At 35.3% G+C, this 15,109-nt stretch carries 18 protein-coding genes and 1 pseudogene; 8 read left to right on the forward strand and 11 right to left on the reverse strand.

The genetic code is table 11. The annotated features are described in order from the left end of the window. Positions 1-540: 540 nt before the first annotated feature. Positions 541-1,473: a Fic family protein gene (locus ACZ5A8_RS14140; RefSeq protein WP_464529813.1), complete on the forward strand. Its 933-nt coding sequence runs from the start codon at positions 541-543 to the stop codon at positions 1,471-1,473. Positions 1,474-2,293: 820 nt separating this feature from the next. Here ACZ5A8_RS14140 and ACZ5A8_RS14145 read toward each other — a convergent pair. After that, the gene (locus ACZ5A8_RS14145) at positions 2,294-3,319 is read right to left on the reverse strand and encodes a DUF2971 domain-containing protein (RefSeq protein WP_464529814.1); all 1,026 of its coding nucleotides are present in this window, start codon (positions 3,317-3,319) and stop codon (positions 2,294-2,296) included. Between the two features lie 379 nt (positions 3,320-3,698). On the opposite strand from ACZ5A8_RS14145, the pseudogene ACZ5A8_RS14150 reads away from it, so the two are divergent. The 3 genes and pseudogenes from ACZ5A8_RS14150 to ACZ5A8_RS14160 all read left to right on the forward strand — a co-directional run. Then, positions 3,699-3,911: pseudogene (locus ACZ5A8_RS14150) on the forward strand (argininosuccinate synthase); the annotation flags it as partial. A 422-nt stretch (positions 3,912-4,333) separates the two neighbouring features. Further along, positions 4,334-5,242, forward strand: coding sequence for a carbon-nitrogen hydrolase family protein (locus ACZ5A8_RS14155; RefSeq protein ID WP_464529815.1), 909 nt, complete (start codon positions 4,334-4,336; stop codon positions 5,240-5,242). A 417-nt stretch (positions 5,243-5,659) separates the two neighbouring features. Beyond that, positions 5,660-5,989, forward strand: a complete 330-nt coding sequence (locus ACZ5A8_RS14160; protein ID WP_464529817.1) for a toll/interleukin-1 receptor domain-containing protein — start codon at positions 5,660-5,662, stop codon at positions 5,987-5,989. Between the two features lie 9 nt (positions 5,990-5,998). Here ACZ5A8_RS14160 and ACZ5A8_RS14165 read toward each other — a convergent pair whose 3' ends face one another. Continuing rightward, positions 5,999-7,210, reverse strand: coding sequence for an ISAzo13 family transposase (locus tag ACZ5A8_RS14165; protein WP_464529477.1), 1,212 nt, complete (start codon positions 7,208-7,210; stop codon positions 5,999-6,001). 103 nt (positions 7,211-7,313) lie between these two features. Here ACZ5A8_RS14165 and ACZ5A8_RS14170 point away from each other — a divergent pair, with 103 nt between their 5' ends. Together ACZ5A8_RS14170 and ACZ5A8_RS14175 are read left to right on the forward strand one after the other, a co-directional pair. After that, on the forward strand, positions 7,314-7,772 hold the full coding sequence (locus tag ACZ5A8_RS14170) for a hypothetical protein (RefSeq protein WP_464529819.1): 459 nt from the start codon (positions 7,314-7,316) through the stop codon (positions 7,770-7,772). Positions 7,773-8,439: 667 nt separating this feature from the next. Then, on the forward strand, positions 8,440-8,979 hold the full coding sequence (locus tag ACZ5A8_RS14175) for a hypothetical protein (RefSeq protein WP_464529822.1): 540 nt from the start codon (positions 8,440-8,442) through the stop codon (positions 8,977-8,979). Between the two features lie 329 nt (positions 8,980-9,308). Here ACZ5A8_RS14175 and ACZ5A8_RS14180 read toward each other — a convergent pair whose 3' ends face one another. The 3 genes from ACZ5A8_RS14180 to ACZ5A8_RS14190 are packed head-to-tail and all read right to left on the reverse strand — an operon-like array spanning position 9,309 to position 9,892. Then, positions 9,309-9,551: a type II toxin-antitoxin system HicB family antitoxin gene (locus ACZ5A8_RS14180; protein ID WP_464529824.1), complete on the reverse strand. Its 243-nt coding sequence runs from the start codon at positions 9,549-9,551 to the stop codon at positions 9,309-9,311. A gap of 3 nt (positions 9,552-9,554) precedes the next feature. Further along, the gene (locus ACZ5A8_RS14185; RefSeq protein ID WP_464529826.1) at positions 9,555-9,731 is read right to left on the reverse strand and encodes a type II toxin-antitoxin system HicA family toxin; all 177 of its coding nucleotides are present in this window, start codon (positions 9,729-9,731) and stop codon (positions 9,555-9,557) included. Continuing rightward, entirely contained in the window at positions 9,668-9,892 is a 225-nt protein-coding gene (locus ACZ5A8_RS14190; RefSeq protein ID WP_464529828.1) for a type II toxin-antitoxin system HicB family antitoxin, read from the reverse strand. The genes ACZ5A8_RS14185 and ACZ5A8_RS14190 overlap by 64 nt, the downstream gene beginning before the upstream one ends. Positions 9,893-10,234: 342 nt before the next feature. Here ACZ5A8_RS14190 and ACZ5A8_RS14195 point away from each other — a divergent pair, with 342 nt between their 5' ends. Both ACZ5A8_RS14195 and ACZ5A8_RS14200 read left to right on the forward strand, forming a co-directional pair. Further along, positions 10,235-10,540: a nucleotidyltransferase family protein gene (locus tag ACZ5A8_RS14195; RefSeq protein ID WP_464529830.1), complete on the forward strand. Its 306-nt coding sequence runs from the start codon at positions 10,235-10,237 to the stop codon at positions 10,538-10,540. A 54-nt stretch (positions 10,541-10,594) separates the two neighbouring features. Beyond that, a complete protein-coding gene (locus tag ACZ5A8_RS14200) occupies positions 10,595-10,888 on the forward strand; it encodes a HepT-like ribonuclease domain-containing protein (RefSeq protein ID WP_464529832.1) in 294 nt (97 codons plus the stop codon). A gap of 211 nt (positions 10,889-11,099) precedes the next feature. Here the strand turns inward: ACZ5A8_RS14200 and ACZ5A8_RS14205 are convergent, their stop codons facing one another. The 6 genes from ACZ5A8_RS14205 to iscB form a co-directional block, all read right to left on the reverse strand. Next, positions 11,100-11,342, reverse strand: coding sequence for a type II toxin-antitoxin system HicB family antitoxin (locus ACZ5A8_RS14205; RefSeq protein WP_464529833.1), 243 nt, complete (start codon positions 11,340-11,342; stop codon positions 11,100-11,102). A gap of 55 nt (positions 11,343-11,397) precedes the next feature. After that, entirely contained in the window at positions 11,398-11,757 is a 360-nt protein-coding gene (locus ACZ5A8_RS14210; RefSeq protein ID WP_464529835.1) for a toxin-antitoxin system TumE family protein, read from the reverse strand. After that, positions 11,754-12,074, reverse strand: coding sequence for a hypothetical protein (locus ACZ5A8_RS14215; protein WP_464529837.1), 321 nt, complete (start codon positions 12,072-12,074; stop codon positions 11,754-11,756). The genes ACZ5A8_RS14210 and ACZ5A8_RS14215 overlap by 4 nt, the downstream gene beginning before the upstream one ends. A 182-nt stretch (positions 12,075-12,256) precedes the next feature. Next, positions 12,257-12,454 (reverse strand): type II toxin-antitoxin system HicB family antitoxin, encoded by a 198-nt coding sequence (locus ACZ5A8_RS14220; RefSeq protein ID WP_464529839.1) that lies wholly within the window; start codon positions 12,452-12,454, stop codon positions 12,257-12,259. A gap of 391 nt (positions 12,455-12,845) precedes the next feature. Next, positions 12,846-13,679: a TrmB family transcriptional regulator gene (locus ACZ5A8_RS14225; RefSeq protein WP_464529841.1), complete on the reverse strand. Its 834-nt coding sequence runs from the start codon at positions 13,677-13,679 to the stop codon at positions 12,846-12,848. Next, positions 13,676-14,962, reverse strand: a complete 1,287-nt coding sequence (gene iscB / locus ACZ5A8_RS14230) for an RNA-guided endonuclease IscB (RefSeq protein ID WP_322225669.1) — start codon at positions 14,960-14,962, stop codon at positions 13,676-13,678. Before iscB ends, ACZ5A8_RS14225 begins: the two co-directional genes overlap by 4 nt. Between the last annotated feature and the right edge of the window lie 147 nt (positions 14,963-15,109).

A 15,109-nucleotide genomic window follows, 5' to 3' on the forward strand; every position in this document is an offset into this window, starting at 1 on the left:
TAAATAACTCTCTACTTTAACTAAGATTCATAATGATTTACTGGTACTGACAGATAAAGAAAGTACTCTCTTTTGAAGTTGCAAAGCTCACGAGTCTTTTAATTTCACTTTTCTTAACAAACATATTCGGGGTAGATTTTAGCAGACCGTCGGCAGGAAAAATATTAAGGAATGATGAAAATTTAATTTCAAGCATTTATGCCCTATATTGTCATTAATGATATTGTTAAGTGCAATTATAGAGCCATTACCAAAGTGAAAACTTGAAGTCATATTTCAGCCATTCCTAAATGAATTGGTAAGGAGGAAGATTTTCAGCCCTGCAAAGTGCCCCTTATAAAGCTGAAAATCACGGGTCTTTCAATTTCACTTTTTTAAACCTTATCTTAACAAACGTATTCGGGGGAGATTTCAGCAGACCGCCGGCAGGAAAAATATATTTTAATTGAATTTAATTTTAAAAAATTCGAAATATCGGATAACTCTAAAATTTGCCGATACCGATATATATCAGGGGGCACATATCGGATATGTTAAATTATGGCCAATACCGATACTTCTCTGATTCAAGAAGAACTTCTTGCACGAATAAATGAAAAAATGAAGCAGCTAAACTCCATGCGGCCCATTCCGGCAGATGCTTTAGGCAGGCTCCATGAAGAGATAAGGTTAGTGCACACCTACCACTCGAACGCGATAGAAGGGAATACGCTAACACTTCAGGAAACAAAACTTGTCCTGGAAGAAGGGCTGACGATTGGCGGAAAATCTCTCCGAGAGCACCTTGAAGCGAGCAATAACGCAAAAGCTTTTGACCGGATGGAAGAGTTAGCAACGAAAAAACGTGCAATAGACCACATTACAATTCAGGAAATCCATGAAATTGTAACCAGAAGTATACTTGATGATGCCGGAAGATACCGTACCAGAAACGTGAGGATAACCGGCGCAGTAAAATCTCCACCTGATTGGTCGAAGATAGTAAAACTGATGGATGAACTTATCGGAAAAATAGCTGAGAGTAAAGCACATCCCATTGAAACAGCTTCCTTCCTGCATCACAGGTTCGTAGAAATTCATCCGTTCAGCGATGGAAACGGACGGGTAGCCCGGCTCCTCACAAACCTGTATTTGATCTCAAGGGATTATCCTCCTGTCGTGCTCAAAAAAGAGGACAGAGGAAAATACTACAAATCCCTTAGAGCTGCAGATGCTGGAAACCTTAGACTATTTGCCAATTTCATTGCAAAAGCCGTAGATGAAAACTTAACCCTCTATCTCTCCATCTCAGGAGGAAATGATGAACTGCTGCCTCTAAAAGAACTTGCCGTGGGAACTCCTTATTCTCAGGAATATCTCAGCCTGCGGGCCAGGCAGGGGCGCCTGGATGCGGTAAAAATAGGGAAAACATGGCACAGCTCAAGACGTGCTGTTGAGAATTACATATCCGAGCATGGGAAAAAGGATGTTTGATTTCTTTATTCTTTATACATCTATCAGGAAAAGATTTGGGCATAATGTAGACAGAATAAATACATTTTAACTGATTTGGGAGAATAGGGAGATTTTCATTTTGAATTCGGCAGTCCAATTCCTTATAGTTCCCTTGATCCATAACTCATCTGAAAATGTCCTTGAATTAGAAAACCTCCTTCAGAAGAAAAGAATCGCTTAATCTAAAAAAGTCCTGCAAAGTGCCCCTTCTAAAGCTGCAAAAATCACGGATTTTTTAATTTCATTTTTCTTAACTTTATCTTCACAAATGTATTCGGGGGAGATTTGAGCAGACCGCCGACAGGAAAAATATATTTAAAATGAATTGCGTTGAAGGAAGATTTTCATTTCGTATTCGGCGGTCCAGTTTTGGGAAGATCCACTGAAAAAGTGATTCTGTTGACAGGTTTCAGTAAAATCAGAATCCCCCAGAGGAAAAGGAATTGCTTAATCTAAAAAAGTCCTGCAAAATGCCCCTTCTAAAGCTGCAAAAATCAAGGGTTTTTGGTTCTCTTTTCTTAACTTTATCTTAACAAACGTATTCGGGGTAGATTTAAGCAGACCGCCGGCAGGAAAAAGATATTTAAACTGAATTGGTTATGAGGGAGGATATTCATTTCGTGTTCAGCGATTCATTTCTGATAGTTACTTCTTATTTTTAACAAATGTATTCGGAGGAGAGCCCTCTATTCCGAAGACTTGGCCTCCTTTGTCAAGTACACGACAAGAGTCATATATTGATTTAACAATATTTAAGAAGTAAGTTTTTAATTTATCTACATTTAAAGAAAACAAATTATTATATCTGCCGAGGATTAAGAGGTATCCAAGTTTGAAAATATTCAAATAACTCTCTATCTGTTGGTTTTATATATTTATCGAGGCATCGCTCATAGATAAAAGCTGTCGTGTTTCTTGGTTTCCATATTTGCACATGCATATTTAATTCAGCGTCTTTTACTAATTGCAAATATCTATTAATGTTGTCTATCTGGACAATTCTAATTTTATATGTACCTTTGTATTTACCGACTATGCGTTCAGTTCTATAGAAATCTACGTGTATTCCCTTCGATAAGTAATTCTCTTTTATTATTTTGTAAACTTCACAGACATCCTTGTAGGCGCCTTTATAAGTCCGATTTAACCCGAAAATAATACCTTCAAGTTCTTCTTTTCTGAAATTACTTTTGTTTGGTGTCCATTCTTCTGGTAATATTATTCGGTATTCTTTTTCATACTCCCAATTTAGTGATTTGGTTAGAATGAACTCATGTACTCGTTTAGGATAAGATTTATCTAAGAAATTTAACTTTTTAGGTGCTACATTTTGGTATCTTATTTTATATAACGGCGTATCTTCTAAATTTATAGTTAGTACATATTCGTATTCGGGTTTTTGTTTCGGTGGAGATGGTTTATACTTTGACTTAAAACATAGACAAACACCCTTGTGATCATTTGCATAGTGACTCCACATGAGAATGTTATCTTTTTTTTCCGAAAAGCTACAAGTTAAGGGTATATATGAAATTACGAAGTGTTCACCAATTTTTGGGATGTCATATCGAATATTTTCACCATTTCTTTTTAGAAAACTAATTTTAATACCCACTTCAATTTCGCTAATGTCATCAACATTAGGAGATTTGATCCACTCGTAATTAGTTCCTTCGTAATAACCATCAATTACACTATCAAGTGGATCATTAAAATCCCGAGGGTCTCTAAAATATAGTTGGTTGTTCTCTAAATTTTCAAGCAAATGCTCATTTATTGGCTGATATTTATAGAAAAGTTTACCTTCTTTCGTTTTAGAGTTCATATAACCACAAAGTGAAGAACTTGATATCAATTTTCGTATGTTTGGTAAAGGAAATAATATAATCGAAACATCGTTAATTCAAATAGATTAGATACTCATAGTGATAATATTGTCGAAATAAAACTCAAAAAATTTGGCGAATTTTAATGCCTCTATTACACAAAAGTAATATACATCGTGATATTTTCCTAAATTTCATGGGGTCTTTTTAAAGACAATTTTTCATTTCTAAAAAATTGATCAACCCTGCAAAGGACTCTCTCTAAATATGCAAAAATCACGGTTTTTTCAATTTCGCTTTTCTAACTTTTTCTTTACAAACGTATTCGGGGCAGATTTAAGCAGACCGTCGGCAGGAAAAATATATTTTAAATGAATTATCGACAAGTCCCAGGAAAGGGTCACAGGCACAGTGAAAGTGAAGCTCTACAAAGGCGCACTTACTATCCTTGCCCGCAGCTCGCCAAATGCCCTGTATTCCGAAGACCTGGTCTCGTTTGACAGCCAGACCATTGACCAGAAGGATGCGGAAGGGTTTGCGAAATATCATGGGTTCCAGGCGAGGATGTACAGGAAAGTAATGGATAAATAAAATTGTTTGAGTTTTTAATTTTACCTGCCCTTTTGGTTTAATGGAGGGCAGGATGACTTTTTTCATTTAATGAATATTTTCACTGTTTTTATTGTTTTTTTGTTTCAAGGTTCCCAACTAAGAGCCTATCCGAAAAGTCAGTAATGCATGTTGAAAAGTCACAACGGGTCTATACTATCAGAGTATCCGTTCCGGTATAGCATATTGTATATTGTAAAAGTTATAGCAGGTAACTACTTTTCGGATAGGTTCTAAGTGAGTGCTGGATATTTACCGGAGCTATCGGAATATTTGTCTTAAATTTTTTCCCCAGTTGTGGCTATTATTGAGGCTACTGAAAAAATAAAATGAATATCTATTAATAATATACAGTTATTGGAAATTAGAAATACTACTCAAAGAGGAAGCGGAAGGTCAATATTTTGAGTGAAACTAATGAAGAGACAGTTTCTCGAGGAACTAACAATTCAAATTGGATTTCAACGGTTATTTTAAAGCTAGATAGAGGACATTGTTATTCTGAAGAGATTTCAAAAGAGATTAATTTTCAAATATTATCTAATGTTGTATGCCATATTCTAAGTAAAGTTGAAGGCGATGGAATAATACTGTTTCCAGCGGGTTTGATAAATGCAGGTAAGGATAGAGGAAAAGCATACAAGGAAATTGTGAGACATATAACTCCTCTACTTAAAAAGGAAAAAAGAAATGTTTTTGTCTGTATTGGTATAGATGGAAACCAGAAGGATGGATTTTATGGAGATCAGATTGCTCTGGCAATAGATGAAAATGGTATTCAAGCCAGAGGTAGAAAATTTTATCCAACAGAAAAAGAAAAAGGGCACGTTACTTTAGCAGAGAGTTATTTAGTTGGTGAAGATGGTTATTCACGTGTCTTTGAACTAAACGGCGTAAGATATTATTTAAGTGTTTGTTATGACATTTTTGGGTTAAATGAAAATGGAAACGAAAACAAAGACGTGGATGTCATTTTAAACCTTATACACTGTTTTTGTCCAAACAGAAAAGATATGAAGTATGAAGAAGGAAAAAGCGGAGTTTCTTCAGGAGATAGTTATTACGCCAGATATGGTTTTGGAGGTGCATCAAAAAAATGGGCTTGTCCTGTATTTGGTGCAGCTGTTTTCTTTGGACGTGAAGTACCCAAGAGATGGCCCTCTGGCGTAATGTGGAACGCAGGAGATAAAAGTACTACAGATTGTAACTACGAAGAAATTTCTTTACAACCAACTATTTCTTTACAACCAACTGATAGATTTAATAAAAACATAAATGAATGTACAGCTCACATCAGAATTTATTGCAGCTGATTTTTTGTGATAATAATTCCATCGTTATTAATGCCCAGTCCTATTTTCTATTTCCTTCTTTTTTGATCTATATTTAGGTTTTTTAGATAAATTCCGAAGATGTTAGTGAATGCGTTATTCTAGTAGCCGGGGCACTCACCGGTCGACGAAGGAGACCGGCCTTTCCATAATGACTGCATAAAAACATATGCTTACTCAGCCTTAGAATTTGGAACCTGTTTCCCAAAAAATTATGATTAGTAGCAGTATGTGGCTGTTGTTGCTGCGGCTTTTACGAGGGCTTTGATTGTTTCACAATTAGTATAGAGTCGTAGATATCTCCTAAAATAATAAACTATTTAAATTCACATCTCTTTCAAAATTAACAACAAATTCAATTCTGAAACTTGAGTTCAATCACATTGGTGGGAAAGAATCATGCGTATTTTCATAAGTTGGTCTGGTGAAAGAAGTAAATTTGTAGCAGAAGCACTCAGAGAATGGATACCTTATGTAATTCAGTCAGCTAGACCTTGGATTTCTACAACAGATATTTTTGCAGGAGAAGATTGGGATAAAGAAATCAATGAAAAATTAGGGGAATTAAACTTTGGAATCATTTGCTTAACTCCCGAAAATTTACAGGCTCCATGGATAAACTTTGAAGCTGGAGCATTGTCTTGTAAGATCAAAGATAAAACTTTAGTTTGTCCTTATCTAATTGACCTCGAACCAAAAGACGTCGCTCCTCCTCTTAGGAATGATTGAAAAATAACTTCAAGTTTTAACTTCTGGAATAGCTGTATAATTCCATTTTCCCAAATAATCATCAAAGACAATTTTCATTTTTTCCTTAAAGTTTTCACTTACTTTTCTTCCCGTAGCATAAACTTTATTTTTGATGGTTGAAAACACATTCAATCCTGTGCATGTATACGTCCTATCAACAAGGCTTTTAACAACATCAATAGTGCTGAAAACAGTACCTTTGCAGGCACTTGTAACATGACAGAATAACCTGTGTTCTATTGGATTGTATTTCGAAGTATATGGTGGATAGTGAGCCATTCTGATTTCAATCCCAATTTCATTTACCAGCTTTTGCAGATCTTCCTTGAAAATATAATGCCTGCTTGAGTTGCTTCCACCACCATCTGCTAAGGTTAAAATGCTATTTGCCTTAGGATAGTTTTCCTTACCGTATTTTTCCCACCAGTATTTAATGCAGTCACAACAAAACTCACTTGTATCTTTACTGGTTCCTAAAGTGATGTATCCTTCGTTACGTTTCAGGTCATAAATACCATGTGGAATTACAAAACCATCTGAAAATGTATTGAAATCGTGGTCATATACCTTTACTGTCTGGGTACAGTAGATTTTACCGTCACGGTAGAAATTACCGATGACTTCTTTTTTTACGTCTATACTGATTATCGGATTCTCGCTTTTTACGTACTCTTCTTTGAGCTTGTTAATCTTCTCAAACTGCTCATTTCTGCCTTTACAGTCTTTCATAGTGACAGATTTTTGCATTTTTCTCTTTACAAAACCATGTTTCTTTAAGAGCTGCTTTACTACATGTGGACTTATGTTCATGCCTTTTGCTTCAAAAGCCTTTGAAATGCCCTTGAGACTCAGATTCGTCCATTTTATTTCTTTATCCGTAGGGCTTCCAGCCGTATGATGTTTTAGAATGTCAAAGAAAACTTCATCAATATTCTCAAATGTATCGATGATTTTCTTTTTTCCTCCGCCAGACTTTCGAATCCTGTTACCTGGTTTTTCTATACCATTAGTGATTTCATTAATTCCAGCCATAACAGTTTGAAAATGACAGCCTAGAACACTACTTATGTAGTTTTGTCCCCCATGTCCTAATTTCATTGCTTCTATGGCTGCATATCTTCTTCGATCTTTCTCATTTAAAGTGTTATAAAACGCTTTCATCTGTTTTTCAATTTTTTCAGAATATTTTGTGTGCAGCATTAAAGTAAATTCCTTGTCATTTCTAACAGATTTTAATCAATATTATATGACAATAAAAATACTTTAAATTATATATTTGTTATTCCTTAGCAGATTTCAACTGGTGAAAGCAAATAAAGAAGGAACACTGAAAATTGTTGAATCTATTAATAGAGCTGTTAAAGAAACTCCTTTGGACAAACATTTTTTAGATGAAACATTTAATCTTTGGTGGCCTAAACTAGAAGAAAAATTAAGCAATCTACCTTCTGTCGACGATGAACATATATCAAAATCCGAAAGAAATGAAAAAGATCTTTTAATCGAAATATTAGAAATCGTAAGAAATTTTACGATGCTAAATTCTAAAAATCAATATATTATACTTGATTCTAAAAATCTTTTTGAAACTGAAGTAGATGCTAGTGGTAATACTATCCTTAAGCCTTTAGATGTCATAAAATTATATCAAGCGTATTCTAAGATGCAAACAAAACTAAATGATACTGGTGATAAACTTTCCTTGTGTCAGAAACTTTTTGATTTTGATAATGAGAAGTCTTCAAAAAGATCTGATATTTAAGACATAAAAAGTTAAACAGTTAATCTTGCTCCTGCATATCACAAACTTATTCTTTATGTCAATACCTTAAAAGTCTTAACAAAACTTAGATGAGGTTTTACTATTTTCCATAAAATTCCTTATTTTTCAATAATATTTGATTATAATGTCTATTTTGTAAAAAAATTTATTTAAAGCGGTTTAAAATCAATTTAATGTAATATTATATCAGTAATTTTAATTAGAGAGATTTTTAATCATATAATAGAGAAAAAAAGCCCTATTTGAATTTTCAATACATAATTAATATTTATAATTGTATGCGATTTGTAGAAAAAGATTATATTAAATGCTAATTTTTTAAGCATATATAACATTAATTAGGTTCTCATTACTGGATTCTGTATTCAGCAGCATTTAACTGTGCTATTTTAAAGGCACTAAACGTAATTTTTTGACCAAATAAGCAATTGAAGGCCATTTTTTTGCATTTAAAGCATTATTATCAATTTTGGTAAAACCTCAGATCTTTAAAAATAAGTTTTCAAACCTTAGATGAATATTCACATGAGTTTAGTTTCAACTGATCAGGCAATACAAATAATTTTAATATTGACATCCGGTGTATTTATAGGGTGGCAGATTAGGAGCGCAAAATATACAAAATCAAGTTCGTTGGTGTATTACGATGTCAGATAGAATATTGATATGTGATATTTGCGGAAAAGAAAAGCCAGATTTTGATGTTAAAACAATAATGTGTTGGTGGAATTATGGAAGTACGTATTTGGCTGGAGATTTTTATTGTCCTTTCTGTCATTGTAAAACACCTACAATAATAAAATCATCAAAAGGCACTCCAGAAACAGGAAATTGTTCATTCGTTGATCTCCGGAAATATAACGAATATTATTTTGCTAACATTCATTCATCAGTTATTGGAATTGATCGTACAGAATGTGGTGAAAACAAAGGTTATTTGGATCATATAGCAAAGGCGAGGCAAATTAGGCAACAAGAAAAATTTACGAATCGATCAATGGGGTCTCAACCTAAATCACTATCTATAATCGATGAACTGAAGCAACAGAGAGAACAGGAAGAATTAAACAAATTTAAAAAACAAGCGACAGATAAAACGCAGTATTATAGATTTCTACAAAAATACGGCTCTAAAGCAAGGGCAAGAGAAGAACTAGAGAAATGGAAAAGCAATGGTAGAAAGTAAGTAGTACAATAAAACCATAAAACCAAAAATTATACGCAAGATTTTTCATTTCTTATTCGGCGGTCCAGTTTTCTGATGATTTCTTAAATCATATTCCTCTGAAAAATGTCGCTTGAATAAGAAAAATCCCCCGCGAGGAAAAATAATCGCTTAATCTAAAGAAGCCCTGCAAAGTGCCCCTTCTAAAGCTGCAAAAATCAAGGGTTTTTGGTTCTCTTTTCTTAACTTTATCTTAACAAACCTACTCGGGGTGGATTTAAGCAGACCGCCGGCAGGAAAAAATATATTTCAAATGAATTAAAACATAATTGATATCCATTTTATGCAATTTACACAACTTCAGAACTGGTAGAGGGTTTTTCAGCAATCGCCACATACTCGGCAAAGGATTCTGATTCCGGAATAGGTAAATTGTCCTCCAGCAACCCCTGAACGTGCATTTCAATGGCTTCATAGATATTTTTCTCTGCCTCCTCTCGGGTGGAACCGGTAGCCACACAGCCTGGAAGGTCAGGCGAATATGCCGAATAGTTATTATTTGCTTTTTCGATTACAACGAGGAAACGGTGCATGATTTAGTCCTCTCTTTTTAATTGAGCTTGTTTTAATATGCTGTTCAATGTTCCTAGAGCAAGATCATCTCCACTATGACCTGCAATTGTCACCCTACCTTCATGGATATTTAAATTTAATTCAAAAACTTGCGAAATCCAGGGAGGTGAAATCCATTTCTTAACCTGAAAGCGATCCATTCATCGATAACTTCTTCCAGTTTTCTGCGACATTCTTCAAGATTCTTTCCCGTAGCCCATACACCCTCAAGTTCGGGGACTTCTCCATAATAAGGTTCTTCGTCATCGATTATTTCATATTTTGCCCTTTCAAGAGCCGCGTGGATGTACTGGATAAGCATGATTACACCTTTCCGAATGTGGTATATTTAGTTTTATGCTGTTTAAATCTTATATATATTCTGTGGATCGAATGATTAAGTTTTGGTTTACTGTTGTTGACTGAAGAAGAAAAAGTCTCTTTCTAAAAATGCAAAAATCACTGGTTTTTAATTTCGTTTTTCTTAATATTATCTTAACAAACGTGTTCGGGGGTGATTTTAGCAGACCGCCTACAGGAAAAATATATTTCAAATGAATCAAACAACAGGACAGGAAATTTCGCCCTTCCTTTTTAGTAATTATAAATACTACAACCGCAGAATACTATAACATATCAAAAGGATCAGATAGAGCCTGAAAAAATGCTGGAAAACCGAAAAGAAGCTGAAATCTATATCCGGAAACTCCATGAAATGTTCCCGCAGCTTAAAGAAAAATACCACGTTAGTTACCTGGGAGTTTTTGGGTCCTACGTAAGGGGAGAACAGAAACCCGAAAGTGACCTGGACGTACTTGTTGAGTTTTCCAGAACCCCTACTATTTTTAAATTTGTCAACCTTGAAAACTACCTTTCGGAGGCTCTGGGCGTTAAGGTAGATCTGGTTATGAAAGATGCGTTGAAGCCGAATATAGGCAAACATATCCTGAACGAAGTTGAAGCTGTCTGAAGAGGGATTGAAATTCGCGAAGCAAAAGACTATGTCCAGGATATCTGTGATGCAATGGAAGCAGCAGAAGAATTTGTTAGTGGCTGGACATACGAAGATTTTGCTGCCGACCGTAAAACCCAGTTTGCAGTAATAAGGGCTCTGGAAATTATTGGAGAAGCTACAAAGAATATCTCTTATGAAGTGCGCGAAAAATATCCATCCGTACCCTGGAAAGACCTTGCAGGCATACGGGACAAGTTGGTTCACGCTTATTTTGGAGTAAATCTGAAGGTAGTCTGGTTATCCGTTAAAGAAGGTATTCCAGAAGCAAAACCTGATATCAAACGCATACTGGATGAAATGTGAATCCGAAAAATCCCTCCCAGAGGAAAGCAGCGCTTAATCTAAAGAAGCCCTGTAAAGTGCCCCCTATAAAGCTGCAAAAATCACGGGTTTTTGTTCTCTTTTCCCAATTTTTTCTTAACAAACGTATTCGGAGAACATTTAGGCAGACTGCCGGTAGGAAAAATATATTTCGAATGAATTAAAAAGTGATTAGTACCGAATTTTGTACAATTTACACAATTTCAGAACCGGTAGAGGGTTTTTCAGCAATAGCCACATACTCGGCAAAGGATTCTGATTCTGGAATAGGTAAATTGTCCTCAAGCAGTCCCTGTACGTGCATTTCAATGGCTTCATAGATATTTTTCTCTACTTCCTCTCGCGTGGAACCTGTAGCCACACAGCCCGGAAGATCAGGTGAATATGCTGAATAGTTCTTGTTTGTTTTTTCGATTACAACGAGGAAACGGTGCATGATTAGCTCTCAATTTTTAATTTTGGTTTACTTGGAAAGATGAAAATCAGTTGCTTCACATGCCTGAACTCAGCAATTTTTCCACTTCACGAAGGATGTCTTCTATAAAGATTTCGGAAGACTCTTTTGGCTCCATATCATTTCCCTGATGGACATGGTAAGGAAACGTTTTAAGATCTTTCCAGTGAGGAGAATTATCCCAGCGTTTTACCATTTCATCCCTTTTTTGAAGGTGGTAGGAGTATCGTCTAAAGTCTGGTCCCGAGCTTTCATTAATCTGCAATGTATAACCACCTTTGAGAGTCACTGTAGCTTTCAGGGCCTGGACAGGCGGTTCAAAGATTGCTTTGATAACTTTTAATTCCAGAACAATCTCGCTGGAAGAAAGAGCAGAAACAGTTTTGCTTATTGTCATAAAAACTGTTCCCAGTACCTTGACGCTGTGACATAGCTTTCCCAGAGAATGAAATCATCCCATTCCTCAAAATCTTCTTCCCCTTCTCTCAAATGAATTCTTTTTTCAAAAGCAGAAAAGTCCATTCCATACTTCTGTTCCATTTCAGCTATTTTTTTGCCGTAGTAATCTATCTTTTGTTCAGCCTGGTCGTGAACAAGCCTCTTCAAGGCCTCATGTTCGTCTTTATACAGGCCTGCTTTTACCATGTCACTGATAGGCTCAAAGACTTTTCTGGGGACTTTTACATACTCAATAGCATCTCCCAAGAGTACCACCTGGTTATCATTTTGTTTGTCCTATCTTAAATATATCTGTTAATTCGATACTTCTTTATTTCCCTCTGTTCTCTATTTTCCTCTCAAAACAGGAAAGAGATTACGGAGAAATTAACGAAAACAGTCTTTAGGGTTGCTTTACTAATGTCAGAAAAGATTGATTTGATTCCGCAAAGCTGAATTTACAGAAAATTTGCTTCAAAGGAATTATGCAGTTCATCTCCTTCGAGGGATTCCAGGCAGGCCTGAATTGCTTCCTTAATGTTTTCAATAGTTTCTTCTACAGTATCTCCCTGTGAAAAACAACCTGACAAACCGGGGCAGCTGGCAATAAATCCCCCAACTTCTTCGTCTTCCTCAAGGATAATTTTGAACCGCATAGACCGATTATAAGGCTTTTTGCTTAATATTTGTATGGGTGAAAGGATCTGATATTCGGATATTTCATGAAATTATAACATTTGAAAAATATCGCTTGAATCAGAAAACCTTCTCCAGAAGAAAAGAATCGCTTAATCTAAAAAAGCCCTGCAAAGTGCCCCTTCTAAAGCTGAAAAAATCACGAGTTTTCAATTTCACTTTTTGAGCCTTTTCTTAACAAACGTATTCGGGAGAGATTTAAGCAGACCGCCGACAGGAAAAATATATAAACTTAACTGAATAGAGAAGACGAACTTTCATTCAATTTCAAGTAATTTACTTTCATTTTCAGGAAAAAGAGGCGAAGACTAATAGAAAAATTAAAATTTACTGATATCTTTGCAAGTCAAGTTAGAGAAACAATTCACCCTTTGCCCAAAGTTCATCAAATTTTGTCTTGAATCGCTTTGCATATGATTCATCATATATTCCTGTCATACCGAAGTTTCTACTCATATTGAACTGGTCTTCAATATCGATCAGAGTTATCTTAGAATCAATGATTGTAAAATTGTATTCGGTTTCTAAAATTCTTACTTCCATCAGATCCTTAATATAGCGTTTAAATGACATATCTTCTATTGAATCAATAAGCTCTTTTAATGATGGAAGTAATTGTGATCCAGGATCTAAAATTTTAACTTTTATGCCACGCTGTACTAAACTCAAATAAGCTTTGCTAAAGGTGGATACCGAGGCATCATATAGCTCCGATCCTCCAGGCTTGTACTTAGTATGAATTACAACACATATTTCATGCTCGATCTTCTCAAAAAATGAATCCACCATTTCATTTAGTTCATTATTACGAAACCTGTCAGGCCAGAAGACAGTTTCAACATTTTGTGGTGAATTGTCGTTGCAAAGTTCCCTTTCGATTTCATCAAATGCTTCCTTGAGCATTTTGAGCTCATTGAGTGTTTCTTCCTCTTTTCTTTTGTACATGAGTTTAAATGCGCTTTTAGGATCAACCGCCCGGTATCTCTGTGGGCGTGACGGCTGGATTTCGACAAGCTCATAGTTTTTGAGGGCTTTGAGAATCTCGTAGATCTTTCCTATAGGGACTTTCGATGCATGTGATAATTTGCTTGCTTCCATAGAATCCTGTTTTAGAAGTGTCAGGTAAACTGAACTCTCATACCTGTTCAATCCAATTTTTGCAAGTAATTTTTCATTCATCTTCATAAGCAGGAGACCCCTTCCTCGGAGGGCGAAGCCCGACAGGTGGGAGAGGAATGCGTCAACTCTACTGGAACTACTTTCTGTTCAATTAGAGTAGTTGTCCTAGCCCTCAATCGTTCACAATTTCGTTTTACATTAACACTATCATGTATTTTGTTTCCCATAACATCAGTTATAGCAAAATAACCAGTAGATCTTTTACCCTTTACAATACCAGCTCCATGTTCAGTTTTAATAAGATCGAGTTTTCTCAACCCAAACAATTTACCAGTAGGAATTATTTTTTCTGATCTTTTCCCTGTTCTCTGCTGATAATCTCCTTTACTAACATGTTTTTTAAGATAGAAAATATCTTCAAGTTCCACTTTTTGATCGTTACAGCATATTGAAACAGCATCAAAATAATGTGTTTTTGGAAGCTCTAAGATTTGTTCTCTTTTGAATTTCGTTTCGTATCCAAAAGTTTCTATGAAATTCCAATCTGATTTCTTAATTTGAGATTTGATAATTCCAACTTCAGTAGGATGTTTTGTTTTTGATCTTCGGTTAGAAAGTTTAAATTTTCCTCGATGCAAAGCATCGTGACAGGTATTGCAGAGACAAATAAGATTATCAGGAGAATCTGTACCTTTTTCTGATCGGAATACAATATGGTGACAGTGTAATTTAGGGTCTTTTGACTTACCCTTACAATGCTGGCAAGTATATCCATCTCTGAATAATACATATGCTTTAACATTGTAGAACCCTTTTTGATTTCCATTTTGATAACCAGTACCAAAAACACATGGATCAGTTATTTTATGAATATCAAAAGAAGCAAGTTCTACTTTCCATTCAGAAATAGGAAGAATAGATTCTACAAACCTTTTCTCTCTGAAATGTGATTCTAACTTACTCCGTAAGGATGGAGCTAATCTTCCTTCCTTTCTAGAATTGCTTCTGTTATCAAATCTTGCAGGTCGGTATCTTGTCTTTCTACTCCTTCTTGTTCTCCTATACATTGCTCTTTGTTGCATCTTTTTTGATATATCTTCTCTAAGATAAACTTCAGATTGATACAACACTTTTCCATTAGCTATGGCAGAGCAACCTACTACTTTAGAACCTGTATCCATTCCTGCAATTATAGGTTGAGTGTAGCCACTGCTACCAAAAAGTAGCTTAATCGTGAATGGTATTGTTCTAATTACCTTTGCTTTCCCTTCTTTCAACAATTTTCTTGCTTTTGAAGGTTTACAAGGCATTAGTGGTCGATTTTCTTTATTGATTACGAAAACTAACATATAGTTTTCCTCCGAAGAGTTATGTGTGTCTGATTTTGTGGAGTCAAAACCAGAATCCAACTTCCTCTCGATCTGATGTTGGAAAGTTTTGAAATGCAAGCACCGTCCATAACCCTTTAGGACTTTTAGCCGGCATCCTTAGAGCTT

Source organism: Methanosarcina subterranea (genome assembly GCF_055385895.1).